Annotated in this window: 23 protein-coding genes, 1 tRNA gene and 1 pseudogene; 11 read left to right on the forward strand and 14 right to left on the reverse strand. The window is 68.5% G+C overall.

All coding sequences use genetic code 11. The features are described from left to right. From AC1PZ7_RS21370 to AC1PZ7_RS21395, 6 genes are all read left to right on the forward strand, one after another. Window positions 1–825, forward strand: coding sequence for an ABC transporter permease (locus tag AC1PZ7_RS21370; RefSeq protein ID WP_482357197.1), 825 nt, complete (start codon window positions 1–3; stop codon window positions 823–825). Continuing rightward, window positions 822–1,565 carry an ABC transporter ATP-binding protein gene (locus AC1PZ7_RS21375; protein WP_482357198.1) on the forward strand — a complete coding sequence of 248 codons (744 nt, stop codon included), beginning with the start codon at window positions 822–824 and terminating at the stop codon, window positions 1,563–1,565. The genes AC1PZ7_RS21370 and AC1PZ7_RS21375 overlap by 4 nt, the downstream gene beginning before the upstream one ends. A 56-nt stretch (window positions 1,566–1,621) precedes the next feature. Next, window positions 1,622–1,819: a hypothetical protein gene (locus tag AC1PZ7_RS21380; RefSeq protein ID WP_482357199.1), complete on the forward strand. Its 198-nt coding sequence runs from the start codon at window positions 1,622–1,624 to the stop codon at window positions 1,817–1,819. Between the two features lie 330 nt (window positions 1,820–2,149). Further along, the gene (locus tag AC1PZ7_RS21385; protein WP_482357200.1) at window positions 2,150–3,208 is read left to right on the forward strand and encodes a polysaccharide biosynthesis/export family protein; all 1,059 of its coding nucleotides are present in this window, start codon (window positions 2,150–2,152) and stop codon (window positions 3,206–3,208) included. A 78-nt stretch (window positions 3,209–3,286) separates the two neighbouring features. After that, window positions 3,287–4,417, forward strand: coding sequence for a hypothetical protein (locus AC1PZ7_RS21390; RefSeq protein ID WP_482357201.1), 1,131 nt, complete (start codon window positions 3,287–3,289; stop codon window positions 4,415–4,417). A 50-nt stretch (window positions 4,418–4,467) separates the two neighbouring features. Beyond that, window positions 4,468–5,967 carry a phosphomannomutase/phosphoglucomutase gene (locus AC1PZ7_RS21395; protein WP_482357202.1) on the forward strand — a complete coding sequence of 500 codons (1,500 nt, stop codon included), beginning with the start codon at window positions 4,468–4,470 and terminating at the stop codon, window positions 5,965–5,967. A 186-nt stretch (window positions 5,968–6,153) separates the two neighbouring features. Here the strand turns inward: AC1PZ7_RS21395 and AC1PZ7_RS21400 are convergent. From AC1PZ7_RS21400 to AC1PZ7_RS21415, 4 genes and pseudogenes are all read right to left on the reverse strand, one after another. Next, window positions 6,154–6,458: pseudogene (locus AC1PZ7_RS21400) on the reverse strand (integrase core domain-containing protein); the annotation flags it as partial. Between the two features lie 162 nt (window positions 6,459–6,620). After that, window positions 6,621–6,697: transfer RNA gene (locus AC1PZ7_RS21405), tRNA-Arg, on the reverse strand. Between the two features lie 150 nt (window positions 6,698–6,847). Then, on the reverse strand, window positions 6,848–8,131 hold the full coding sequence (locus AC1PZ7_RS21410) for a glycoside hydrolase 5 family protein (RefSeq protein ID WP_482357203.1): 1,284 nt from the start codon (window positions 8,129–8,131) through the stop codon (window positions 6,848–6,850). Further along, window positions 8,124–9,698 (reverse strand): ATP-binding protein, encoded by a 1,575-nt coding sequence (locus AC1PZ7_RS21415; protein WP_482357204.1) that lies wholly within the window; start codon window positions 9,696–9,698, stop codon window positions 8,124–8,126. The genes AC1PZ7_RS21410 and AC1PZ7_RS21415 overlap by 8 nt, the downstream gene beginning before the upstream one ends. Before the next feature lie 397 nt (window positions 9,699–10,095). Here AC1PZ7_RS21415 and rpmH point away from each other — a divergent pair, with 397 nt between their 5' ends. From rpmH to AC1PZ7_RS21440, 5 genes are all read left to right on the forward strand, one after another. After that, on the forward strand, window positions 10,096–10,230 hold the full coding sequence (gene rpmH / locus AC1PZ7_RS21420; protein ID WP_482357205.1) for a 50S ribosomal protein L34: 135 nt from the start codon (window positions 10,096–10,098) through the stop codon (window positions 10,228–10,230). A 65-nt stretch (window positions 10,231–10,295) separates the two neighbouring features. Next, window positions 10,296–10,703 (forward strand): ribonuclease P protein component, encoded by a 408-nt coding sequence (gene rnpA, locus AC1PZ7_RS21425; protein ID WP_482357206.1) that lies wholly within the window; start codon window positions 10,296–10,298, stop codon window positions 10,701–10,703. Next, a complete protein-coding gene (gene yidC, locus AC1PZ7_RS21430; RefSeq protein ID WP_482357207.1) occupies window positions 10,693–12,513 on the forward strand; it encodes a membrane protein insertase YidC in 1,821 nt (606 codons plus the stop codon). Before rnpA ends, yidC begins: the two co-directional genes overlap by 11 nt. A 3-nt stretch (window positions 12,514–12,516) precedes the next feature. Beyond that, on the forward strand, window positions 12,517–13,197 hold the full coding sequence (gene yihA / locus AC1PZ7_RS21435; RefSeq protein WP_482357208.1) for a ribosome biogenesis GTP-binding protein YihA/YsxC: 681 nt from the start codon (window positions 12,517–12,519) through the stop codon (window positions 13,195–13,197). Between the two features lie 113 nt (window positions 13,198–13,310). Then, window positions 13,311–14,384 (forward strand): NAD(P)-dependent alcohol dehydrogenase, encoded by a 1,074-nt coding sequence (locus AC1PZ7_RS21440; protein WP_482357209.1) that lies wholly within the window; start codon window positions 13,311–13,313, stop codon window positions 14,382–14,384. Between the two features lie 133 nt (window positions 14,385–14,517). Here AC1PZ7_RS21440 and AC1PZ7_RS21445 read toward each other — a convergent pair whose 3' ends face one another. The 10 genes from AC1PZ7_RS21445 to AC1PZ7_RS21490 form a co-directional block, all read right to left on the reverse strand. Then, entirely contained in the window at window positions 14,518–14,844 is a 327-nt protein-coding gene (locus AC1PZ7_RS21445; protein ID WP_482357210.1) for a helix-turn-helix domain-containing protein, read from the reverse strand. A gap of 108 nt (window positions 14,845–14,952) precedes the next feature. Next, the gene (gene ptsN, locus AC1PZ7_RS21450; RefSeq protein WP_482357211.1) at window positions 14,953–15,417 is read right to left on the reverse strand and encodes a PTS IIA-like nitrogen regulatory protein PtsN; all 465 of its coding nucleotides are present in this window, start codon (window positions 15,415–15,417) and stop codon (window positions 14,953–14,955) included. A 76-nt stretch (window positions 15,418–15,493) separates the two neighbouring features. Continuing rightward, the gene (gene hpf / locus AC1PZ7_RS21455) at window positions 15,494–16,087 is read right to left on the reverse strand and encodes a ribosome hibernation-promoting factor, HPF/YfiA family (protein ID WP_482357212.1); all 594 of its coding nucleotides are present in this window, start codon (window positions 16,085–16,087) and stop codon (window positions 15,494–15,496) included. Window positions 16,088–16,258: 171 nt separating this feature from the next. Continuing rightward, a complete protein-coding gene (gene rpoN, locus AC1PZ7_RS21460; protein ID WP_482357213.1) occupies window positions 16,259–17,863 on the reverse strand; it encodes an RNA polymerase factor sigma-54 in 1,605 nt (534 codons plus the stop codon). Between the two features lie 117 nt (window positions 17,864–17,980). Next, window positions 17,981–18,967, reverse strand: coding sequence for an LPS export ABC transporter ATP-binding protein (gene lptB / locus AC1PZ7_RS21465; RefSeq protein WP_482357214.1), 987 nt, complete (start codon window positions 18,965–18,967; stop codon window positions 17,981–17,983). 184 nt (window positions 18,968–19,151) lie between these two features. Continuing rightward, window positions 19,152–19,820: an LptA/OstA family protein gene (locus tag AC1PZ7_RS21470; protein WP_482357215.1), complete on the reverse strand. Its 669-nt coding sequence runs from the start codon at window positions 19,818–19,820 to the stop codon at window positions 19,152–19,154. Between the two features lie 45 nt (window positions 19,821–19,865). After that, entirely contained in the window at window positions 19,866–20,552 is a 687-nt protein-coding gene (locus AC1PZ7_RS21475) for a hypothetical protein (protein WP_482357216.1), read from the reverse strand. A 295-nt stretch (window positions 20,553–20,847) separates the two neighbouring features. Then, complete coding sequence (locus AC1PZ7_RS21480) at window positions 20,848–21,480, reverse strand: ribonuclease D (RefSeq protein ID WP_482357217.1); 633 nt, start codon at window positions 21,478–21,480, stop codon at window positions 20,848–20,850. A gap of 66 nt (window positions 21,481–21,546) precedes the next feature. Further along, the gene (gene ubiA, locus AC1PZ7_RS21485) at window positions 21,547–22,488 is read right to left on the reverse strand and encodes a 4-hydroxybenzoate octaprenyltransferase (RefSeq protein ID WP_482357218.1); all 942 of its coding nucleotides are present in this window, start codon (window positions 22,486–22,488) and stop codon (window positions 21,547–21,549) included. A gap of 9 nt (window positions 22,489–22,497) precedes the next feature. Then, window positions 22,498–23,163: a hypothetical protein gene (locus AC1PZ7_RS21490; RefSeq protein ID WP_482357219.1), complete on the reverse strand. Its 666-nt coding sequence runs from the start codon at window positions 23,161–23,163 to the stop codon at window positions 22,498–22,500. Window positions 23,164–23,286: the final 123 nt, after the last annotated feature.

Genomic DNA, 23,286 nt, shown 5'->3' on the forward strand with positions numbered 1-23,286 from the left:
ATGAGCTTCAACCCGCCGATCGACGCCCCCGACGAGGGGTTCGGCCACCGCCGGATCGCGCAGGGCCTGCGGACGCAGGGCCGCGTGGTCATCGCGCTGATGCTCCGCGAGATGCGGCTGCGCTCGGTGCATTCGCGCCTCAGCTATCTGCTCGCCCTGCTGGAGCCGATCCTGCAGCTCGCCATGATGATGGGCATCTTCAGCATCATCGGCCGGCGCCCCGATTTCGGCACCAGCCTGCTGCTGTTCCTCGGCACCGGCATCCTGCCGTTCTTCCTGTTCACCCATGTGTCCGGGCGCACCACCGGCGCGATCCGCGCCAGCGGGCTGGTGCGCGCGCTCGCGCCCATCCAGCCGCTCGACATCATGCTGGCCCGCGCCCTGCTGGAGACCGCGACCCTGCTGATCGTCGCGGTGCTGCTCTTCACGGCCATCTACGCCATGGGCATCCCGGAAGCGATCCCGATCCGTCCCATGCTGGCGATCGAGGGCTTCGCCGCCACCGCCCTGCTGGCCATCGGCGTCGGCCTCATCAACGGCGTGATCGGCGCCTTCTTCCGCTTGTGGGCGGTGGTCTATGGCGTGCTCTCGCGCTCGCTTATCTTCCTGTCCGGCGTGTTCTTCGTGCCGGACTTCATGCCGCCGGAGATCCGCTACTGGCTGAGCTGGAACCCGCTGCTGCACGGGCTGGAATGGTTCCGCTCCGGCTTCTACCTGACCTACCCCACCCTCACCCTCGACAAGTCCTACCTCGTCGGTTTCGGCCTCGTCGCGCTGCTCATCGGACTGGCGCTCGAACGCGTCTTCCGTGCGAGGCTGATATGATGGCGGTGGAGATGTCGGACATCGCCAAGACCTTCCGGGGCGCGCATGGGGCGCGGCGGGTGTTCGAGCATCTCGACGCCGCCTTCCCGCGCCATGCGTCGGTCGGCATCCTCGGCGCGCGCGGCGCCGGCAAGTCGACACTCATCAGGCTGATCGGCGGCTCGACCCTGCCCGACCGCGGAAAGGTTCGCCGCCGCGGCTCCGTCTCGCCGCCCATCGCCAACACGCAGGCTTACCACGCCGCGCTTACCGGTCGCGAAAACCTGCACTTCGTCGCCCGCGTCAACGGCTTCGACGGCGACGCCGCCACGCGCTTCGTCGCCGACTTCGCGCAGATGAGCGAGGAGATCGACCAGCCGCTGTCGAGCTATACGAGGGAGCGCCGCTCCCGCTTCCTCTTCGCGGCCTCCTATGCACTTCCGTTCGACATCTTTCTCGCCGACGAGGCCCTGTTCGGCGGCAGCGGGGCGTTCCGGGCGCGCTGCGCGGATCTGGTGCAGGCGCGCCGGTCGCATGCCACGCTGATCTTCACTACACGATCCCCCCAGATGCTGCGGCGTTTCGCGGACATCGGCGCCGTCCTGCACGAGGGGCGGCTGCACATGTTCGAGCGGATCGGCGACGCGATACGTCTCTTCCGCACCATCGATGACGGAGCACCGTCCGAAACCGACGATGGCCAGGACGATGACGGCGAGGAGGAGCGCCTCGCCGACGAACCCTTTGGGCCCTCGGCCTGAAGACGCCTTCCCTCACTTTCAGTCGGGAGATCCCGACCCAACCTGAAGGAGCCGACATGAACGATCTTCCCGAAATCAGCCGTCAGCTTGAGCGTTTCGTGGCCCGTCGGCTGGTCGAATTCGACCAGGCGGCATGGAAGGAACTGAGCGTGCAGAAGCGCAAAGAGTGCATCCAGGCCGCACGCCGCGCGCTGAAGGCCGAACGGAACTATTTCGCCCGCCAGGCCAACGCGGCAGCCGTCGCCGCCGAGTGAGGCGGACCACCGGCACCGGCCCCTTGCGGCCGGTGCCGGCTTCACGCTCCCGCGGCCGATGCGGGAAGTCGACGCGACACTCATGCATAGTGGTATTATCGTATATCTCTATATTGATCGCATTACAGAGCCATTAATCACCAGAAAAGCAGATTTTCGACCAATTTTTATATCAGTATAGAATTGGTAAGCTTCATTTGTATTGATAGGACTACTGAGTAAAGGGGATCGGGTGGTTTGATTGTCCGGGGTCCGATGGCCCGTTTGGCGGGGCTTGCCGTGCTGAGTCTTTCGCTCGGCGGATGCGTGTTTTTTCCCGGCTCGGGGCCGATGACCCAGGAGGTCGTACAGCCACGCGAGCCGGTCGACTACGAGATCGTCGACGTCAACGCCGACGTGGTGAAGGCCATGCATCTGTGGCGTTCGTCGAGCCTTGCCAGCAGCTTCGGCGCCCGCAGGCCGGCGCCTGAGACCCGGGTGAATGTCGGCGACGTGGTCCAGGTCTCTATCTGGGAAGCGAGTTCCGGCGGCCTCTTCGGGCGGGGCTCGGTCGACGCGGGCTCGGGCAGCGAGATGCTGCCGCAGCAGACCGTCGATCGCGACGGCCGGATCAAGGTGCCTTATGTCGGCGAGGTGTCGGTCGTCGGCAAACGTCCGAGCGAGATTGCCAAGACGATCGAGCAGGGGCTGACCGGCAAGTCGATCGATCCGCAGGTGCTGATCACGCTGCCGCAGCAGACCTCCGCCTCCGTGGTGGTGGTCGGCGATCTCACCGGCGCCGGCCGGGTGAACCTCAACGTGAAGGGCGACCGGCTTCTGGAGGTCATCGCCCAGGCCGGCGGGATCAAGGCGCCACCGCACGAAACCTTCGTGCGCGTGACCCGCGGCAAGCGCAGCGCGACGATGCAGCTGACCGCCGTACTCGCCAGGCCGGACGAGAACATCTTCATGCAGCCGGGCGACACGGTCTATGTGTTCCGCCGCCCGCAGAGCTTCACCGCGCTCGGTGCGGTCAAGGGAGCGGGCGAGGTGGCGATCGACCGCGAGGACTTCACCGTCGCCGAGGCGGTGGGCTCCTCTGGTGGCCTGATCGACGCCCAGGCCGATCCCAGCGGCGTGTTCATCTTCCGCTACGAACAGGCGGCCGTGGTGCGCGCCATCAATCCGCAATCGCCGTTCCTGTCCGGCAACAGCGCCGTCCCGGTCATCTATCGGCTCAATCTGAAGAATCCCTCCGGCTACTTCATCGCCCGGGCCTTCCCGATCCGTGTCGGCGACATCGTCTATGTCGCGAACTCGCCCGGAGCGGAATTCACCAAGTTCCTGCGCATGGCGCTGATGATCTCCTCGATCATCCGCACCAACGACGTGACATGGGTTGAGGACTGACCGGACGGGACATCGATCCAGGCGGAGCGCCAGCCGATCCGGGCCGCTCCGCCTGTCACCCGAAATGGGAGTGACGTCATGATGAGGAACTGCTTCAGCCTGACGCCGGTCGCCCTGCTGCTCGTCGGCCTTTGCGCGCCCGTGCGGGCCGCCGAGCCGGCGGGAATTGCCGACTACATGATCATGGATGTGTGCGTCGACGCGGCGGACCGCATCCTGCCGGGTCTCGTGCCGGGCGACGTGGACTGCGAGCGCCGGCGCGACATCCGTCCGGGAGAGCCGCCCCCCTATGAGCTGCGCAACTTCCTCAATGCCGGCGGCGACTGTGCTGAGGACGGCGGCACGGTGGCGAAGCTCAACCGGCCGGTCGAGCGCGGCGGGCAGACGCGCATCGTCTCGTCCACCCTGAGCTTGCCGGCGAGCGCCTGCGGCGGCGCACGCGGCCGGCCGGGCAGGCCCGGCGAGGGCGGCGCCTCGATCCAGTGGCATGATGAAGGCTACGGCTTCATCATGGGCAGCTACAGCCCGGTGGCGCTGTCGGTGTATCAGACCCCCCTGTGCCGGAACGACAGCGATTCCTCGCGACGCTTCTTCCGCGGCTGGATCATCGCGCCGGCCGCGGTGCCATCGGTGGGCCAGAGCGGCTATGGCGTGTTCGAGAGCCGCCTTGCCACCGGCGCCGCCTCGGCTCTGCCGCAGGCCTGTCCCACCCGCTATCGCCGGGCGCTGACCACCTGGCTGGTCGCGCCGATGCGCTACACCGCCGGTCGCGAGATGGTGTCGATCGTCTCCAGCCACTTCGCACAGGTCAGCCGCGACGGCCTCTCGCCCGGCGCGACGCTGCAGATGGAGCAGACCTACTGGACACGCGAGTTCGGCCTGTCGCGCTGGGAGAAATGGGCGCGCCGGGACTGGGTTCACCCCCGCAGCCGTCGCTCCGCGGCCGACCTCGCCCGCGAACTGCGCCAGCGCGGGCGCTGCGGCCCGCCGGCGGGCGGCACCTTCGACATCTCGTCGCGCACCCGATTCACTGACGCGCCGGGCCACGAGGATGCCTATGCGCGCGCGATCATCGACCCGAAGACCGGCCGGCGCCAGCTCTGGCTCATGACCCTGTGCGAGGACTACACCAACATCCGCGTGCGGCCCGCCGCCAAGGGGCTCCCGGATGTCTCCGCCATTGCCGATCCGGCCTATTGGAGGCCCTGAGCGCCGTCTTTCGCCACATGTGTCTCACGCAACGAAGAGGTCAAGGTTTCATGTTCCCCATCCCTCAGGCGTCACTCGAGCCCAACACCTACGCTTACGAAACCGAGCCGCTGGTGAAGCCGACGGGGTTTCGCGAATATGACGCGCGCTGGCTGTTTGGCAGCGAGATCAATCTCATGGGCGTGCAGGCGCTTGGCCTGGGGCTCGGCACCCTGATCCATGAACGCGGCGTGCGGCCCGAGATCGTCGTCGGCCACGATTTCCGCGCCTATTCCGCCTCCATCAAGCAGGCCCTCGCCAACGGGCTGATGGCGGCCGGGATCGGCGTGCACGACATCGGCCTCGCCCTGTCGCCCATGGCCTACTTCGCGCAGTTCGCGCTCGACATCCCCTGCGTCGCCATGGTCACCGCCTCGCACAACGACAATGGCTGGACCGGCGTGAAGATGGGCGTCGACCGGCCCATGACCTTCGGCCCGGATGAGATGAGCCGGCTAAAAGAGATCGTTCTCTCCGGCGCCGGCAAGGCGCGCGAGGGCGGTTCCTATCGCTATGTCCGGGACTTCCCAGAGGTTTATATCCGGGACCTGACCGGTCGGGCGAGACTGAAGCATCCGGTCAGGGCGGTGGTGGCCTGCGGCAACGGCACCGCCGGCGCCTTCGCTCCGCGCATCCTGGAGGCGCTGGGCGTCGACGTGGTGCCGCTCGATACCGCGCTCGACCATTCCTTTCCGAAATACAATCCCAACCCCGAAGACCTCGAAATGCTGCACGCCATGCGCGATGCGGTGCTGGCCTCCGGCGCCGATGTCGGCCTCGGCTTCGACGGCGACGGCGACCGCTGCGGCGTGGTGGACGACCTCGGCGAGGAGATTTTCGCCGACAAGACGGGCGTCATGCTGGCGCGGGACCTCTCGGAGCTCTACCCCAAAGCCACCTTCGTGGTCGACGTGAAGTCGACCGGGCTCTTCGCCGCCGACCCGGTGCTGCAGGCCAATGGCGTGACGACGGATTACTGGAAGACCGGCCATTCCTACATGAAACGCCGCGTCAACGAGACGGGCGCGCTGGCCGGCTTCGAGAAGTCCGGCCACTATTTCTTCAACACACCGATCGGCCGCGGCTATGATGACGGCCTGGTCTCGGCCATCGCCATTCTCGACATGCTCGACCGCAATCCCGGCAGGAAGCTCTCCGCCCTGAGGGAAGCGCTGCCCAAGACCTGGTCGTCGCCGACCATGTCGCCGCATTGCGCGGACGAGAAGAAGTACGGCGTGGTCGATGCCGTGGTGAAGCACTTCGAACAGATGGCGGCGGGCGGCGCGACGATCGACGGCCAGCCCATACGCGATATCGTCACCGTCAACGGCATACGGGTGACGGTGGAGGATGGCTCCTGGGGCCTCGTGCGCGCCTCCTCCAACAAGCCGGAGCTGGTCGTCGTGGTGGAGAGCCCGGTCTCCGAGGCTCGCATGCGCGACATGTTTCGCGTGGTCGACGGCGTTCTGCGTACCCACCCCGAGGTCGGCGCCTATAATCAAAGCCTTTAGGTGCGTCGTCGGACGACCGGCGCGCAAGCGCGCCGGCAGGTCCGCCGCATGCATCGCCGTCGGGCATCACTCGCCATGCCCCAGTGACCCGCCACTGGGTTTTCACCCAGCGGCGACTGGAGCCTCGCCCGCCGCAGTTGCGCCCGCTGCAGTTGCACCGTGGGGCGAGGGTCGAGCCACCGGAGAACCGGCTGCGGTGAGGAATTCGGCCAAGGTCGCCGGGGTCTGGTATCCGAGCGAGTGATGCGATCTCGCCATGCTGCAGTCGCTCACCCATACGGCGATTGCGCGGCGGGCATGAGCGAGGCTGAGGAACGGGCTCTCGTTCAACAGCTCGCGCGCATCCGGCCATTGAGGCTCTCGATGTAGCCGTTCTGCATCGGGTTCCCGGGCGCGATGGAATGCCATTCGACGCGGCGATCCATCGGCCGGGCAAGAATGGTGTTCGAGGCGAACTCCGTGCCGCGGCGCCGGATCGACTCGATCGGTTTGCGGGCAAGGTGCCGTTCCGCACGGCTTATCTGCGCGCGCTGATCGATGCCGTCGACGTCGACCAGCACGTCGTGCGCATCCACGGCTCAAAAACGGTTCTGGAGAAGGCCGCACTCGCCGACCAAGCCGCCCATCCGGGCGTTCGCAGTTTTGTACCGAAGTGGCGCGCCCGAAAGGATTCGAACCTCTGACCCCCAGATTCGTAGTCTGGTGCTCTATCCAGCTGAGCTACGGGCGCCCGACGTCTTCCGCACCGCGGAGGAAGTCGTGATCGAAACGGACAACGCCGTTGCGAGGGCCCGTCAGCTACCCCGTTTCGGCGGACATTGCAAGACGTCCCGATGGCGGAAGAAGCTATCCACAGCCCCATGCAACACCGTCGCGCGAGCTAGCGCACCGCGAAGGGCATGTTGGCGGTCGCCGCCGCGCCTTGTCCGTCCAGCACTTCGACGAAGATGCGGTAGCGGCCGGGCTTCAGGCCGGACACCCGCGCGCCGGTCGGCCCGCTCTGGCGCACCGCGTCGGCAAACACCGGCGGCGCCGTCTCCGCGTCGCCGCCAATGCCGTGCGCCGCGCTCTCGCCCATCACGAACCAGCGAACATCCATCAGGTCGCCATCGGGATCGACCGCGTCGAGGGTGAAGGCGCCCTCGCCGTCGGCCGGCCAGGTGGCGAAGGGCGCGCTGGGGTCGGTCGCCACGCGCAGGTAGAAGATGCGCGGCGCATGGTTGCCGCCCGGCGTGCCCCCGCCCCAGGCCCCGGCCATCGCCTCCGACGCCTCGAGCCATGTGCCATCGGCGAGCAGCAGGCTGTGCCAGCTCGGCGTCACCTCCTGCTTCTGGCCCCAGAGGAACAGGATGGCGCCGGCCTCCGCCTCGTCCAGCGCCTTGAGGTAGCGGCGCAGCTGGATCGCCTTCTGCGTCGAGCTCGGCTCGAAGGGCGCGCCCCAGGGCGTGTGCGCGGCCTGCCACTGGCCGAGCGCGCCGAGCTCGGTGACGACGACCGGCCCCTGCCAGCCCTGCGCGCGGGCGCGGGCGGCGGCGGAATAGAGCGCGTCGCCATAGGAATTGAGGCCGAGAACCTGAATGCTGGGCGCCTGCCGGAGCAGCTTCTCCACCTTGTCGGTGCCGGTCTCGGCGAGCACGGCGAGGGTCGGATGCGCCGGATCGGTGCGCCGGACCATCCCGGCCGTCTCCTCGATGATCGGCCAGACCGCCGAATCATCGGCCAGATCCACCTCGACCTCGTTGCCGACGGCCCACATCAGCAGGGCCGGATGGTCGCGGTATTTCCGCACGGTCGCCTCCAGCTCGGCGAGTTGGCGGGAGCGGAAGGCCGAATCGCCGTAGTCTGCGCCCTGCCGGGGCTGGCCGACCCACAGGCCGGCGATCACCATCAGGCCCGCCTTCTGCGCCGCGTCGAGCAGCGGGCCGGGATCGCCGCCATAGCTGCGCACCGTGGTGGCGCCGAGACCGGCCAGCGGAGCGAGCGGCCCGTCGCCGGCGACGCCGCGCACTGCGAAGGACTGCCCGTCCACGAGGATCCGGCGGCCGGAGACGGCGACATCGGCGGCATGGGTCATGCCGGTCTGGGCCGCCAGCAGGAACGAGGCGGCGAGCGCCGCAAAGGCCGCCCGGCCGCCGCGCCGGCCCCTGCCCTCGCGCTCAGCCATGCGACCGCAGGGCCCGGTGGGCGTCGAGGTCGACGGGACGGTCGGGTACCCGCAGCTGGAAGGTGGCGCCGATGGTGCCGGGCACGAGCTGGATGTCGCCGCCATGCGCCTGCATCAGCTCGGCGGCGATGGCGAGGCCGAGCCCGGTGCCGCCGCGCCGCGCCGAGCCCTGGAAGGCCTCGAACAGATGCGCGCGGGCACGCTCGGGCACGCCGGGGCCGGTATCGGCCACCTCGATGACGACGATGGCGCCCTCGCGCCGGCCGGTGATGCGGATCTGGTCGCGCGACAGGTCGTTGGGCGTCCGCGCGGCCAGCGCCTCGACCGCGTTGCGGCAGAGATTGAGCAGCACGCGGAAGAGCTGGTCGGGATCGGCATCGACCTCGAGGTCGCGGTCGATCGATTCGACGAAACCGATGCCGCGCCCCTCCTCGCCCGCGCCGAGGCCGAGCGTGTCGCGCACCTCGGCGACCAGCGGGGCGAGCGCCACCATGCGGCGCTCCGGCGGCGGCTCCTGCGCGCGCCCATAGGCCAGCGTGTGCTCGCAATAGGCGATGGCGCGGTCGAGCGCCGCCTCCAGCTTCGGCGCGAAACGCTGCACCGCCGGGTCGCGAATGTCGGCGAGGCGATCGGAGATGAGTTGCACCGAGGCGAGCAGGTTGCGCAGGTCGTGGTTGATCTTCGAGACGGCGAGGCCGAGAGCGGCGAGCCGGCTCTTCTGCTGCAGCGTCTCGGCGATCTGCCGCTGCATGGCGGTCAGCTCCCGCTCGGCCTGGCCGATCTCGTCGAGCCGCTCGCCCGGCTCCAGCTCCGGCACCGGCAGCGCCGGATTGACGCGAAAGGCGATCATGCGCTGGGTCAGCCGGCGCATCGGCCGCACGAACATCCAGGCGAGGCCGAGATAGACCAGCGCGCCGGTGAGCGCGGCGATCACCAGCGAAACCAGCAGCAGGTTGCCGGTGAAGCGCAGCATCGCCTTGCGCAGCGGCGTCTCGTCAAAGACGATCTCGACGAAGCCGTCGCCGCGCGGCGGCGTACCGACGGCGCGGATCACCCGGCCATTGTCGGCGAGCAGCGTGCCGAAGGCCTCGCGCACCGCCTGCCACGGGCCGACATCGCGCACATCGGCATGGTGGTCCACCTGCGGCGGCATGTCGGTCGAGGCGAGCAGGCGACGCGTGTCGTCGCGCTTGAGCGCCACGGTGATGGCGCCGACGCTGCGCAGCAGTTCCTGGGTAAGCTGGGGAGAGATCATCCCGTCCGGCGCCGCGTCGAGCACCAGCGCGGCGGTCCGCGCAGCAGCGAGGCGGTCGGAAAGCCAGTTGAGCCGGAAGGCGGCGACCGCCGGCACGAGAATCAGCACCTCCGCCAGCAGCACGAAGGCGAGGGTGAAGACCAGCAGCTTGCCGGAAAGGCCGAGATGGCGGCGCGGCTTGGGTGTGACGACACCCGGGGCCTGCGACACCACGGCCGGTGCCGCGTCGGCAGCCGGACGCGCCTCCCCGATGCCCGCCACAGTGGCGGGCACGGCGACGGCTCCCGTCCCGACCTCCGAACGCTTCTTCATCGCACCCCGCGATCGCTCCCGACACGCCCCGAAAAGGACGCCCCGGGGGCCCGTTTTCCTATCCGACGCAACGATTGCGGCGCGCACGCGACGCCACGTCACGTATACGCACCTACCCCTGCGTCGGATGTCGCCCCTCGCCTTCAATGTATGGCAGCTTGGCGCGCTCGCCAGGGGGGAACCGTGCGCGAAGCACGAACAAGTTGATCGTCCGGCGCCACGCGCAAGTTGACTCGGTGAAGCGCCCCCCCTATAAGCCCGCTCCAACCAAGGCTGCCTGCGCGGTCGGGTTGCCCCCCGCATGTCCGCCCTTCGCCACGACAGGTTTCGTGGTCCGCGCCGGATCCGGGGAGCATTCCGGTCCGGTCTGGCGTATCGAACAAGCGGAGAAAGACCCGTGAAGCGCACTTATCAACCGAGCAAGCTCGTGCGCGCCCGCCGGCACGGCTTCCGTGCGCGCATGGCGACCGCCAACGGCCGCAAGATCATCAATGCCCGCCGGGCTCATGGCCGCAAGCGTCTCTCGGCCTGATCCCGCCTTTCGGCCCCATATGGCTGGGGCGCGCCGCCCTGCTGCCTGAGGATCGGCGCCCCGCCATGCACCGGCTCGTCAAGCGCAAGGACTTTCTGGCCGCAGCCTCCGGGCTGCGGGCCAATTCCGGCCCATTGCTGCTGCAGGGCCGTGACCGCGCGGACGACACCCCACCCCGGATCGGGCTCACCGTCACGAAGAAGCACGGCAATGCCGTCGAGCGGAATCGCATCCGCCGCCGGCTGCGTGCGGCTGTCCGCGACGCCCTGCCGCATGCCGGCAAGGCCGGCTTCGATTATGTGATCGTTGCCCGGCGCGCTGCGCTCGGCACGCCTTTTATCGACCTCGTCAAAGACATAGAGCGGGGCATCGCCCGCCTTCATTCAGGAAGCCGGCGCCCGCCGAAGCCTGCGCGCGGTGACGCTGCGCAGCGCCCGCCGCACGCCGACGGAGAACCGCTGCATGACCAGTGAAAACCGCAACATGATCCTCGCCATCGTGATGTCGATGGCGGTGCTGATTGCCTGGCAGTTCTTCTCCGGCGTGCCGCAGATGGAACAGCAGCGGCAGCAACAGGCTGCCCAGCAGGCCGCTCAGCAGGCTCCGCAGGGACAGGCCGGCACCGATGCCGCCGCTCCGGCGCCCGGCACCGCGGCGCCGAGCCCGGCCGCGACTCCTCCCAAGACTCTGACCCGTGCCGAGGCGCTGGCGCGCACGCCGCGCGTCGCCATCGACACGCCGAGCGTCGTCGGCTCCGTCGCCCTCCGCGGTGGGCGCATCGACGATCTGTCGCTCAAGGGCTATCACGAGACCGTCGACGACAGCAGCCCGATCATCGTGCTGCTCTCGCCCTCGGGCGGACCGAACCCCTTCTACGCCGAATTTGGCTGGGTGCCCGGCGCCGGCTCGACCGTCGCGGTACCGGCCGCCGACACGCTGTGGACCGCCCCGGAAGGCGCCCGCCTGACCCCGGAGACCCCGCTCGTCCTCACCTGGGACAATGGCGCCGGCCTCACTTTCCGCCGCACCCTCTCCATCGACGCCAACTACATGTTCCATGTGCTGGACGAGGTGGACAACGCGACCGCCGAGCCGGTGGCGCTGCATCCCTACGCGCTGGTCTCGCGCCACGGCACGCCGCACACGCTGGGCTACTACATCCTGCATGAAGGCCTGATCGGCGTGACGTCGGAAGGCGGGCTGCACGAGATCAAGTACAGCGCCATCGCCGAATCCCGCAGCCAGACCTTCCCCTCGGTCGGCGGCTGGCTCGGCATCACCGACAAGTACTGGGCCGCGACCGTCATCCCCGGCGCGCAGGAAAAGGTGCAGGCGCGCTTCTCCGCCGCGCAGGCCGGCAACGACCTGACCTACCAGACCGACTTCCTCGGCGACGCCGTCACCGTCGCGCCGGGCGCCAAGGCCTCCACTGACGGCCGTCTGTTCGCCGGCGCCAAGGTGGTGCAGCTCGTCGACGGCTATCAGACGCAGTACAATATCGACCGCTTCGACCTGCTGATCGACTGGGGCTGGTTCTATTTCATCACCAAGCCGCTGTTCCTGGTGATCGACTGGATCTACCGCTTCGTCGGCAATTTCGGCGTGGCGATCCTGGTCGTCACGGTGATGCTGAAGGTCGTCTTCTTCCCGCTCGCCAACAAGAGCTACGCCTCGATGGCGAAGATGAAGGCGGTGCAGCCGGAGATTCAGGCCCTGCGCGAGCGCTACGGCGACGACCGGGTGAAGCTCCAGCAGGAGATGATGGGGATCTACAAGAAGGAGAAGATCAATCCGGTCGCCGGCTGCCTGCCGATCCTGATCCAGATTCCGGTCTTCTTCGCCCTCTACAAGGTGCTGTTCGTCACCATCGAGATGCGGCACGCGCCGTTCTTCGGCTGGATTCGCGACCTCTCGGCGCCCGATCCGACGACGATCTTCAACCTGTTCGGCCTCATTCCGTGGGATCCCGGCACCGTGCCGGTGATCGGCCACTTCCTGCTGCTCGGCGTGTGGCCGATCATCATGGGCTGCACCATGTGGGCGCAGATGAAGCTCAATCCAGCCCCGCCGGACCCGACCCAGAAGATGATCTTCGACTGGATGCCGCTCATCTTCACCTTCATGCTCGGCTCCTTCGCCTCGGGTCTGGTGATCTACTGGGCGTGGAACAACACCCTGTCGGTGATCCAGCAGTCGGTCATCATGCGCCGCAACGGCGTGAAGATCGAACTGTGGGACAATCTGACCGGGCTGTTTTCCAAGAAGAAGCCGAAGGCCGGCTGACCCGTGAACAGCCCCCAGGACGAGCATGACGACGGGAAGGACCGCTTCACCGCCGAGGAAATCGAGGCCGGGCGCCGGCTCTTCGCCGGCGAGTGGACCTTCCTCACGGCGGCGCCGACCATCGCCACCCTGCCCGCCATGCGCAGCATCGAGATCGCCCTTGCCGGCCGCTCCAATGTCGGCAAGTCGAGCCTCGTCAACGCGCTGACCGGCCGCAAGGCGCTCGCCCGCACCTCGGTGACGCCCGGGCGCACGCAGGAGCTGATCTTCTTCGGCCTCGGGCCGGAGCTGACCCTCGTCGACATGCCGGGCTATGGCTTCGCCAAGGCTCCCAAGGACAAGGTCGATGCCTGGACCGCGACGGTCCACGCCTATCTGCGCGGGCGCGCCAACCTCGCCCGCGTCTTCGTGCTGATCGATTCGCGGCACGGGCTGAAGCCCATCGACCTCGAAGTGCTCGACGGCCTCGACAAGACCGCGGTGTCCTACGCCATCGTGCTGACCAAGGCCGACCAGCTCAAGCCGGCCGAACTGGCCGAGCGCGTCGCCGCCACCGAGGCGGCGCTGGTCCGCCGCCCGGCGGCCTTCCCGATCGTGTTCCCCACCTCCAGCCGCGAGGGAGCCGGCATTTCCGAGCTGCGCGCGGCGGTGATACGGTTGATGGCCGAGCGCGGGATCGGCTGAAAGTCCTCGCCCGCCTCCCGAACCATCGCCATGGTGGCCGGCTTTTGACCCCTGTCATGGCGCTATGACAGGAGACGGGCATCCTCCCGCGACATTCACCGCAGGAGTTCCCCATGGCCAAGATGAAAGCCGCGATCTTCGTCGAGCCCGGTCGCATCGTCCTCGACGAGAAGCCGATCCCGGACGTCGGTCCGCTCGATGCGCTGATCCGCATCACCACGACGACGATCTGCGGCACTGACGTGCACATCCTCAAGGGCGAATATCCGGTCGCCCGCGGCCTCACCATCGGCCATGAGCCGGTGGGCATCATCGAGAAGCTCGGCTCGCAGGTGACCGGCTATGCCGAGGGCCAGCGGGTGATCGCCGGCGCCATCACCCCCTCAGGCTATTCCTATGCCTGCCTGTGCGGCTGCGCCTCGCAGGATGGCCCGGGCATGAAGCACGGCTTCAAGCCGATGGGCGGCTGGAAGTTCGGCAATACCATCGACGGCGCCCAGGCCGAATATGTGCTGGTGCCCGACGCCCTCGCCAACCTCGCGCCGGTGCCGGAAGGGCTCTCCGACGAGGAGGTGCTGATGTGCCCGGACATCATGTCGACGGGCTTCTCCGGCGCCGAGAGTGGCGCGGTGAAGATCGGCGACCATGTCGCGGTGTTCGCGCTCGGCCCCATCGGCCTGTGCGCGGTGGCCGGTGCCAAGCTCAAGGGCGCCACCCGCATCATCGGCGTCGACACCGTGCCGGCGCGGCTGGAGATCGCCAAGAAGCTCGGCTGCTCGGACGTGGTGGACTTCAAGCAGGGCGACGTGGTCGAACAGATCATGGCGCTCACCGACGGTCGCGGCGTCGACGTCGCCATCGAGGCGCTCGGCACGCAGAACACCTTCGAGAGCGCGCTGAAGGTGCTGCGCCCAGGCGGGACGCTGTCCTCGCTCGGCGTCTACTCCACCGACCTGAAGATCCCGCTCGGCGCCTTCTCCGCGGGCCTGGGCGACAACAAGATCGTCACCACGCTCTGCCCGGGCGGCAAGGAGCGCATGCGCCGGCTGATCGACGTCATCGCCTCCGGCCGCGTCGACCTCAAGCCGCTGGTGACGCACCGCTTCAAGCTGGACGACATCGAGGCGGCCTATGACCTGTTCTCGCACCAGCGCGACGGCGTGCTGAAGGTGGCGATCACGCCCTGAGGTGATCACGCCCCGAGAGCGGGGCCACCGTCATCCCGGCCGCCGCGTGGCGACGAGCCGGGATCGCGCCATGACAGATGCGAACGATCCCGGATCGGTCCTGCGGACCGTCCGGGACGACGCGCGGGCCATGTCACCCGTCATTGGCGGAACTGAGCCGCTCGGCCGGGATGTAGCCGCCCGGCTGCTTGATGCGCAGGCCCGGACCGCCGCCGCTGCTCGGCTCGCCCGGATCGAGAAAATCGACGCCGGCCTTCTCGAACACCCGGCGCACGCGCGCGGCCTCTCCGGGGTCGAGGTCGTCCGTCGCCTCCGTGCCGCGCTCGAACTCGGCGAGCCAGTCCAGCGTCACCCGCGCCCGCTCGGCCAGCTCCTGCGGGAGCCAGCCCAGCAAGGCGCGCGCCGCACGGCACTGTTCGGGAGCGAGGGGAGAATTGGCGGGAAACGGCGCGTCGGCCATGAACGTCTCTCCTGACAGGCGAAGTCTCGCCCCACCGATCCAGGGCGCCCCGCAACGCTTACAGCACGCAGCATCCCTCTCGGCACGACGTCGCCGGCCGGCGACGCCTCACGCCGCGTCGGTGGCCGGCGTCCCGGTCAGAGTGGCGTGGATGGTCGCCGCGTCGCGCGAATTGCGCAGCTTCCGGGCGACCTCGGGATCGCGCAGCAGCCGCGCCACCCGCGCCAGCGCCTTCAGATGGTCCGCTCCCGCCGCCTCGGGCGCCAGCAGCAGGAAGATCAGGTCGACCGGCTCGCCGTCGAGGGCCTCGAAGTCGATCGGCTTTTCCAGCCGCGCGAACATGCCGAACAGCTTGTCCATCTTGGCCAGCTTGCCATGGGGAATGGCGATGCCGTTGCCCACCCCGGTGGAGCCGAGGCGCTCACGCTGGTTGAGTGTCTCGAAGATCTCCCGCTCGTCCCGTTTCAGGATCTCCGCCGCATGGGCCGAGAGTTCCTGCAGGGCCTGCTTCTTGCTGCTGACCCGCAGGGTCGGGAAGATCGCTGACAGCGCCAAGATATCGTTCAGGGCCATGGGACGATCCGCGTCGTGGCGATGCGAAGCGCGCGAACCGACAGTGCGGCCGCGCGCTTCCCGGAGAAGAGGGGGATCAATGGACGTCTTCCGCCATTGCGCTGGCAGGCGGATCGACCCAGCCGACATGGCCGTCCCCGCGCCGGTAGACGACATTGATGCGGCCATGGCTCGCGTGGCGGAACACGAGGGCCGTGACGCCGGTGAAGTCGAGTTCGAGAACCGCGTCGCTGACGGACAGGCGCGGCAGGTTGGCGGTCGCCTCGGCCACGACCGTGGGGCTCCAGCCGTCGGCGGCCTCGGCATCCTCATGATCGGGCGTGGAGAAGACGGTAAGCGGCACGGTCTCGGCCAGCATCTCGGCCTCCCCATTGACCGCGCGGCGCTTGATGCGGCTCTTGTAGCGCCGCAGGCGCGTCTCGATGCGCTCCACGGCGGCATCTGCGCTGGCATAGGGGTCCTGCGCGTCCGCATGGGCCTGCAGCACCGTCCCGCTATCGAGATGCAGCGCGCAGTCCGAGCGATAGCCGGAGCCCTCGCGGGCCACCGTGACATGGCCGGACCAGCCACCGTCGAAGTACTTGTCCATGGCACCGGCGACGCGGTCGGAAACCCGCTGTCTCAGTGCCTCGCCTACGTCGAGATTTTTTCCAGAAACCCGCAGCGGCATCGTGACTAGTCCCTCTGCTGGGGCATGGCGAAAGGCGCTCGCGATCTACGCCCCCTCCGTGCCCGAACCCCCTACATGCCCGGCCGGTGCCATTAAGACGTAGGAGCCGCGAGGGAATGTGTCAACGAGGGGCAGTGGATAGCTCGGCGGGGCGCCTGCGCCGGACGGCGTTCAGCCCGCCGAAAGCGCGGCCTGCTTCTCGCGGCGGCGTTGAACCGACGAGGGAATCCGCATCGCCTCGCGATATTTCGCCACCGTGCGGCGGGCGATGTCGATGCCGGCCTCGCGCAGGCGCTGCACCAGCGTGTCGTCGGAAAGCACATCGTCGGGCGACTCGGCGTCGATCATCTGCTTGATGCGGAAGCGCACCGATTCCGCCGAATGCGCTTCGCCGCCATCGGACGCGGAAATAGAAGACGAGAAGAAATATTTCATCTCGAAGATTCCGCGCGACGTCGCCATGTACTTGTTCGACGTCACGCGGGACACCGTGGACTCATGCATGCCGATCGCATCGGCCACCATGCGCAGGTTCAGCGGCCGCAGATGCTGCACGCCCAGCGTGAGGAAGGCGTCCTGCTGGCGCACGATCTCGGTCGCCACCTTGAGGATGGTGCGGGCCCGCTGGTCGAGCGACCGGGTCAGCCAGGTGGCGGTCTGCATGCAGTCGGACATGAAGGCCTTTTCGCGCTCGTTGCGCGTCGTCTTCTGCACCCGGCTGTAATAGGCCTGGTTCACCAGCACGCGCGGCAGCGTTTCGGAATTGAGCTCCACCAACCAATTGTCCGGCGTGCCGCGCACGAACACGTCCGGCACGATGGGCTGGATCACGCCGGAGCCGAAGGCGAGGCCCGGCTTCGGGTTCAGCCGGCGGATCTCGCCGACCATCTCGGCCAGATCCTCGTCGTCGACGCCGCAGACGCGCTTGAGCGTGTTGAACTCGCGCCGCGCCAGCAGTTCGAGATGACCGAGCAGCGCCGCCATGCAGGGGTCGTAGCGGTTGCGCTCGCGCAGCTGGATGGCGAGGCACTCGGCGAGAGAGCGCGCGCCGATGCCCGGCGGATCGAAGGTCTGGATGATGCCGAGCACCTTCTCCACCGTCGCCTGCGGCGCGCCGAGCCGTTCCGCCACGCCGCCGAGATCGGCCGCCAGGTAGCCCGCCTCGTCGATGAGGTCGATGAGGTTCTGGCCGATGATCCTCTCGACCGGGTCGCTCACGGCAAGCGTCAACTGCCCTTCCAGATGGTCCGACAGCGTGGTCTCCGCCGAGACGAAGGCCTCCAGATTATAGCCGTCGTCGTCGCGGCCGCCGGAGCCGGAGCCCGTCCATTCCGAAAAGGAGGGTCCCTCGCCGCTCGGCGCGGGACCGGTGGGCTCGCGGCCGGCATCGTCGGGAAAGACGTTCTCAAGCCCGGTGTCGAGACGGTCCTCGATGGCGCTGCGGCTGGTGTCGAGCCGCTCCTCCATCCAGTCCGACACCCGCTCCTCGCGCTCGCCGCCGCTCTCCTGCGTCTCCAGGCCCTGGCCGCCGCGCGGGTCGAGATCGGCGTCGCTGGTGCGCTCGCCGCCCTCGCCGCTCGCCCCCTCGCCGTCGCCCGCCCGCTCGCCCTCGGGCTCGGTCTGGCGCTCCAGCAGCGGGTTGCGCTCCAGCTCCGCCTCGACATAGGCCACTAGGTCGAGATTGGAGAGCTGCAGCAGCTTGATGGCCTGCATCAGCTGCGGCGTCATCACCAAAGACTGGGTCTGGCGGAATTCGAGACGCGGACTCAGCGACATGGCACGCACTCTCCACAGGCGGCATCGAGCGGGACGGCATAGAACGTTGCGGCGAAGAACCCGGCGGCGAAAAACCCGGCGGCGTCGGACGGGACCGTCGGCAGCGGGCGTGCCATGCTAGAGACGGAACTCCTCGCCGAGATAGAGCCGGCGCACTTCCTCGCTCGCCACGATTTCCTCGGGCGAGCCCTCCATCAGCACGGTACCGGAATGGATGATGTAGGCGCGGTCGATGAGGCCCAGCGTCTCGCGCACATTGTGGTCGGTGATCAGCACGCCGATGCCGCGCTCGGTCAGCTGGCGCACCAGCGCCTGGATGTCGCCGACCGCGATCGGGTCGATGCCGGCGAAGGGCTCGTCGAGCAGCATGAAGGTCGGGCGCGAGGCCAGCGCGCGGGCGATCTCGACGCGGCGACGCTCGCCGCCCGACAGCGCGATGGAGGGCGACTTGCGCACATGGGTGATGCGGAACTCCTCCAGCAGCGCGTCCAGCCGGCGCTGACGCTCCTTGCGGTTCGGCTCCACCACTTCCAGCACGGCGCGGATATTGTCCTCGACCGACAGGCCGCGGAAAATCGAGGCTTCCTGCGGCAGGTAGCCGACGCCGAGGCGCGCGCGGCGGTACATCGGCAGATGGGTGACGTCGTGGCCGTCCAGCTCGATGCGGCCGGCATCGGCCTTAACGAGGCCGGTGATCATGTAGAAGATGGTGGTCTTGCCGGCGCCGTTCGGGCCGAGCAGGCCGACGGCCTCGCCCCGGCGCACATGCAGGCTCGCGCCGCGCACGACCTGCCGCCCGCCATAGGACTTGGCCAGGCCGACCGCGTTGAGCACGCCATGATCGGTCGCCGGCGAGGGCGCCCGCGAGCCGACCGGAAGCGGCGGAGCGACAGGGGGCGCGGCGGGGGGCGCGGAACCACGGGGCGGGGCCCGCAGCTCGGCCGCAAGCGCCGCCTCGAAATCCGCCTGGAACTGCGCCTCGATCTCGTCTTCGTTGCGTGTGGCCCGGCCGGCTGTGCCAAAGCCGCGCGGGCGCGCGGCATCGGATCGGGAACCTTGCGACGCCGACTTGCCGCGTCCGACGATCGTCGAGAAAAATCCCACGCGCACCCTCCGTGGTGAAGTCACCACCCGGACGGTGATAAACGCTCAAGGCGCCGCTGGCAAATGACTATGCAAAAAGCGGGCCGAAAACCCCGCCACGCCGCGGCACGGACCATCCGGGCAATGTTCGCACGCCAACGAAACAAGCGCCGGGCCGCCCCGCGCAGGCAGCGCGGAAGCGACGTCAGGGGGCCGGCTTGGCCGCTGGCTTGGGCGCCGGCTTCTGGCCCGGCTTGGCGCCGGGGGCCGCCGCATCCATGTTCTTCACACTGTTGGGGACCAGCAGGCTCTCGATGCGTCCGCCGTCGAAGCGCGACAGGCCGCTGGAGAGGTCGACCGTCAGCTTCTTGCCGCGAATGACGTTCGGGCCCGAGGTCAGCACCACCGGACTGCCGACCAGGGTGATGGTGTTCGACGCCGTCTCGAACACCCCATTGTCGCCGGTCGCGGTCTGCTCCTTGGTGGTGACGAGCACCGAGCCGTTGATCTCCAGCCGGCGGACGGCGGAGGAGTTGATCGGGCTTCCGGCCGCCAGGGCCTCGCCGCTCTTCTTGGCGCCGCCGGTCTCCTTGCCGTCGTAGAACACCACCAGTTCCTTGCAGCGCAGCGTGGTGTCGCCCTGCTGCACCACGACATTGCCGGTGAAGACCGCCTGCTTTTCCTGATCGCGCACCTCAAGGCTGTTGGCATTGATGCGGATCGGCTGGTCGCGGTTGGTGGCGAAGCCCTGAAGCGCGTTGGGCACGTTGCGTCCCTGCTGCGCCAGAGCGGGACGCACCAGCGGGCCGACACACGCGGCGGTGATCAGAAGAGCGGCGAGGCCGATGCCGGCGAAGCGGTGCGACATGTTCATGGCTGCATGTCTAGCCGCGCTGCCCCGGCCGTTCAATGACACGTCTCACGGCGTGGCCCCGGCGCTTGCCGTCCCGCGCAGTTTCGGCGCCGACGCGACGCCGGAGGCGGCCTTCTCCGAGGCCTCCTTGTTCGAAGCGTCCTTGCCCGGCTCGTCCTTGTCGTCGGCCGGCGGCATCTTGAAGTCGAGCTGCACGTTGCCGGTCAGCAGCGCGCGTGAATCCTTCTGCGTGACCTCGATGCTGTCCGCCGTCAGCTTGCCGTCGAGATAGGTCAGGATCACCGGACGTTCCGAGACCAGCTTGCCGCCCTTGATGTCGATCGCGGCGTCCTGCAACAGGCCGCCATAACCGGAAGAGGTGTCGAAGCGCACGCCGCCGGCGAGCCGGAGCTGCTCGGTCTTGGTGTCGTAGCGGCCCGTGCTGGCGGTCAGGTTGGCCCATCCGTGCTCGGCGAGTTCGAGCTTAGCCTCGATCGTCTCCAGCGAGATGCTGTTCGGCTTGCTCAGGTCCTGCGAGGCCGAGATGGCCGTGACGCTGTAGCCGCGATTGTCGGCGGTGAAGCCATGCAGGCGGGGAAATTCCATCTTCACCTGCGTACCCGACAGCGACACGCGCCCGAGTTCGAAGGGCAGGTCGACGGCGATGGTGAACGGATCGAGATAGTTGACGGCTACCGTAAGGCCGACGGCCGTCACCACGCCAAGCGGCAGCGCGACACGGAAAAACCGCACGCGCCGGCTGTGACGGCGGGCCGCCTTGAACCGGTCGGAACCCTTCTGGTCAGCCGTCGCCGCACGCCGAGCCGATGGCTCCGTCGCTCTCGCGCCGAGGCGCACGGGAGATTCGACGTGTTTGTTCATGCGTGGCGGCACTTCCCCGACTACGGTCGACCCCCGTTTCAACGACCATTTCTAAAATGGCGGCTTCCGCTCCCAGGCGCAAGCGCGGGGGCAATGCTGTCCCCTCAACTAGCCTTGAGAAGTCGGCGAATGTCGGGCGGGCCTGCGGCAACGCCCGTCCACGGCCTCAGGAATGCGAGAAAATGTCCTCGTCCGGCCATCCCGCGAGGTCGAGCCGGGCGCGGGTGGGCAGGAAGTCGAAACACGCCTGCGCAAGCTCGCCCCGCCCCTCGCGCGCCAGCATGGCCGCCAGCCTGGCCTGCAGCGCGTGCAGATGCAGCACGTCCGAGGCGGCATACTGGAGCTGCGCGTCGGTCAGTTCCTCCGCCGCCCAGTCCGAGCTCTGCTGCTGCTTCGACAGGTCGATGCCGAGCAGCTCGCGCACCAGTTCCTTCAGGCCATGCCGGTCGGTGTAGGTGCGGGTCAGCCGCGAGGCGATCTTGGTGCACCAGACCGGCGACACCGTCAGGCCGAACGCCTTGCCGAGCACCGCGACGTCGAAGCGGGCGAAATGGAACAGCTTCACGCTGCGCGGATCGGTGAGCAACTTTTCGAGGTTCGGCGCGCTGCCGGGGCCGGCGCCGGCCGGGATCTGCACGATGTCGGCGGTGCCGTCGCCGGGCGAGAGCTGCACCACGCACAGGCGATCGCGGTGCGGGTTGAGACCGAGCGTCTCGGTGTCGATGGCGACGAAGGGCGCCTTTTCGGGCGTGTAGCGGGCGAGATCGACCAGATCGCCGCGGTGCAGGCGTATGCTCATGGGAACCGTGCTTTCAAGGGTTTCGGCTGCTTAGCACCGCCGGGGCCGCTCCGGCAACCGCCGGCGTCAGCCGATCAGCGCCTGCACCATCAGGCCGGCGAACAGGATGAGGCCCGCATCGCGGTTCGAGAGGAACACGTCGCGGCAATTGTCCCGGTCGTCGATGTCGAGACGCCAGACCTGCCAGGCCAGATGCGCCGCGAACAAGGCGAGGCCCAGCCAGGCGAGAAGCCCGCCGCCCGTCGCGCCGATGGCGGCCGCCAGCAGCGCGGCGGCAGTGCCGTAGAGGCCGACCAGCCAGAGCTTGGTCGCGCCGGCGAAGAGCCGCGCCGACGACTTCACCCCGGCCTGCTCGTCATCCTCGCGGTCCTGATGGGCGTAGATGGTGTCATAGCCCACCACCCAGAGCACCGAGCCGGCATAGAGCAGGAGAGCGGCCGGCGGCAAAGCCTCGGCCAGCGCGGCGAACCCCATCAGCGCGCCCCAGGAGAAGGCGAGCCCGAGCACGAGCTGCGGAATCCAGATCACCCGCTTCATCAGCGGATAGACCGCCACCAGCCCGAGCGAGGACAGCGCCACGACGATGGCGAAGTTCGGCAGGCACAGCAGCACCACGAGGCCGGCGAGGCACTGCACCGCGAGAAACACGACGGCGCCGGCGAGCGTCACCTGCCCAGCCGGCAGCGGCCGCGAGCGCGTGCGCTCGACCCGGCCGTCAATGTCGCGGTCGAGAATGTCGTTCCAGGTGCAGCCGGCGCCGCGCATGGCGACCGAGCCGATGGCGAAAAGCACCATCAGCGCCAGCGCCCGCAGATAATCCGGGGTGCCGGTCGCCGCCTGCACGCGCAGGGCGAGCGCCACCGACCACAGGCAGGGAATGAGCAGCAGCCAGCTGCCGATCGGCCGGTCGACGCGGGCCAGACGCAGAAAGGGACGCAGAAACGACGGCGCGTGGCGCTCGACCCAGTTTCCGGCGGAATCGGCCGGCGCCGAAGCGGCGGGGATCATCGCGGCGGCTCAGCGCAGCGCGTCGCCGCCGAGCGTGTCGAACACGCCGCCGGGCGGAGCCGCCATGCTCGGCAGGCCGCTCGGCAGGCCGAGGCCGGCCGAGACCGAGCCCTGGGCCGGCGGGCCGCTGGGCCCGGCACCGCCGCCGCTCTCCTGCACCTTGGCCACCTCGCAGACGCGGTTGCGCGTCGACGTGACCGAGGCGACGTTCTCCTTGATCTTCTTCAGCACGTCGTCCGGCACGCCGCACTTGGCCTTGTTGGTGGTGAGGTAGTCGTAGAAACCCTGCTGGGCGTTGGCGAAATTGCGGAACAGCGGGCACAACTCGGAGGGCGGCCGCTTGCCCTTCGCCGCCTTCTGGATGGACGCGCCGCGCGCCTCGAGGTCGCCGCGGAGCTTCTCCACCTGCCGCTGGCAATCGGCCATGTCCGGGTTGGCCTGCTGCGGCATCGGCGTTGCGGGGGCCGGGGTGAACCCGCCGGTACTGAACCCGGGGGTAATGCCGGGCGAGGCCGTCTGCGGCGCCGGCGTAATGGTCACGGTGCCGGAGCTGGCGCCCTCGCCGGAGCCGCCCGGCGCACCGATCCATTGCGCGCCTGCCGGCTGCGAGCCCAGCAGGCCAACGAACAGCATGCCGGCCAGCGCCGGTAGCCGGGCACGGGCGAGTGAGCGCATCTGGCGAACGTCCAAAGTCCAACCTCTCATCAGAATGTCGGTCGGTGCCGTCTCATTGACCAAGCGTGATACAGACGCATTAAAGATTGGGCAACATCACGGCATCCGTCTTCTGCCCGACAT

The organism is Ancylobacter sp. TW_SC_1, from assembly GCF_056836805.1.

Bases quoted from the DNA above. Each gene is read 5' to 3' on its own strand.
- AC1PZ7_RS21395 (WP_482357202.1), top strand. From the start codon at position 4,468: ATGTTCCCCATCCCTCAGGCGTCACTCGAGCCCAACACCTACGCTTAC.
- AC1PZ7_RS21370 (WP_482357197.1), top strand. From the start codon at position 1: ATGAGCTTCAACCCGCCGATCGACGCCCCCGACGAGGGGTTCGGCCAC.
- AC1PZ7_RS21390 (WP_482357201.1), top strand. From the start codon at position 3,287: ATGATGAGGAACTGCTTCAGCCTGACGCCGGTCGCCCTGCTGCTCGTC.
- AC1PZ7_RS21375 (WP_482357198.1), top strand. From the start codon at position 822: ATGATGGCGGTGGAGATGTCGGACATCGCCAAGACCTTCCGGGGCGCG.
- AC1PZ7_RS21410 (WP_482357203.1), bottom strand. From the start codon at position 8,131: ATGGCTGAGCGCGAGGGCAGGGGCCGGCGCGGCGGCCGGGCGGCCTTT.
- AC1PZ7_RS21480 (WP_482357217.1), bottom strand. From the start codon at position 21,480: ATGAGCATACGCCTGCACCGCGGCGATCTGGTCGATCTCGCCCGCTAC.
- AC1PZ7_RS21490 (WP_482357219.1), bottom strand. From the start codon at position 23,163: ATGCGCTCACTCGCCCGTGCCCGGCTACCGGCGCTGGCCGGCATGCTG.
- AC1PZ7_RS21440 (WP_482357209.1), top strand. From the start codon at position 13,311: ATGGCCAAGATGAAAGCCGCGATCTTCGTCGAGCCCGGTCGCATCGTC.
- ubiA (WP_482357218.1), bottom strand. From the start codon at position 22,488: ATGATCCCCGCCGCTTCGGCGCCGGCCGATTCCGCCGGAAACTGGGTC.
- AC1PZ7_RS21415 (WP_482357204.1), bottom strand. From the start codon at position 9,698: ATGAAGAAGCGTTCGGAGGTCGGGACGGGAGCCGTCGCCGTGCCCGCC.
- hpf (WP_482357212.1), bottom strand. From the start codon at position 16,087: ATGCCGCTGCGGGTTTCTGGAAAAAATCTCGACGTAGGCGAGGCACTG.
- ptsN (WP_482357211.1), bottom strand. From the start codon at position 15,417: ATGGCCCTGAACGATATCTTGGCGCTGTCAGCGATCTTCCCGACCCTG.
- AC1PZ7_RS21470 (WP_482357215.1), bottom strand. From the start codon at position 19,820: ATGAACATGTCGCACCGCTTCGCCGGCATCGGCCTCGCCGCTCTTCTG.
- AC1PZ7_RS21385 (WP_482357200.1), top strand. From the start codon at position 2,150: ATGACCCAGGAGGTCGTACAGCCACGCGAGCCGGTCGACTACGAGATC.
- AC1PZ7_RS21380 (WP_482357199.1), top strand. From the start codon at position 1,622: ATGAACGATCTTCCCGAAATCAGCCGTCAGCTTGAGCGTTTCGTGGCC.
- rpoN (WP_482357213.1), bottom strand. From the start codon at position 17,863: ATGTCGCTGAGTCCGCGTCTCGAATTCCGCCAGACCCAGTCTTTGGTG.
- AC1PZ7_RS21445 (WP_482357210.1), bottom strand. From the start codon at position 14,844: ATGGCCGACGCGCCGTTTCCCGCCAATTCTCCCCTCGCTCCCGAACAG.
- rnpA (WP_482357206.1), top strand. From the start codon at position 10,296: ATGCACCGGCTCGTCAAGCGCAAGGACTTTCTGGCCGCAGCCTCCGGG.
- yidC (WP_482357207.1), top strand. From the start codon at position 10,693: ATGACCAGTGAAAACCGCAACATGATCCTCGCCATCGTGATGTCGATG.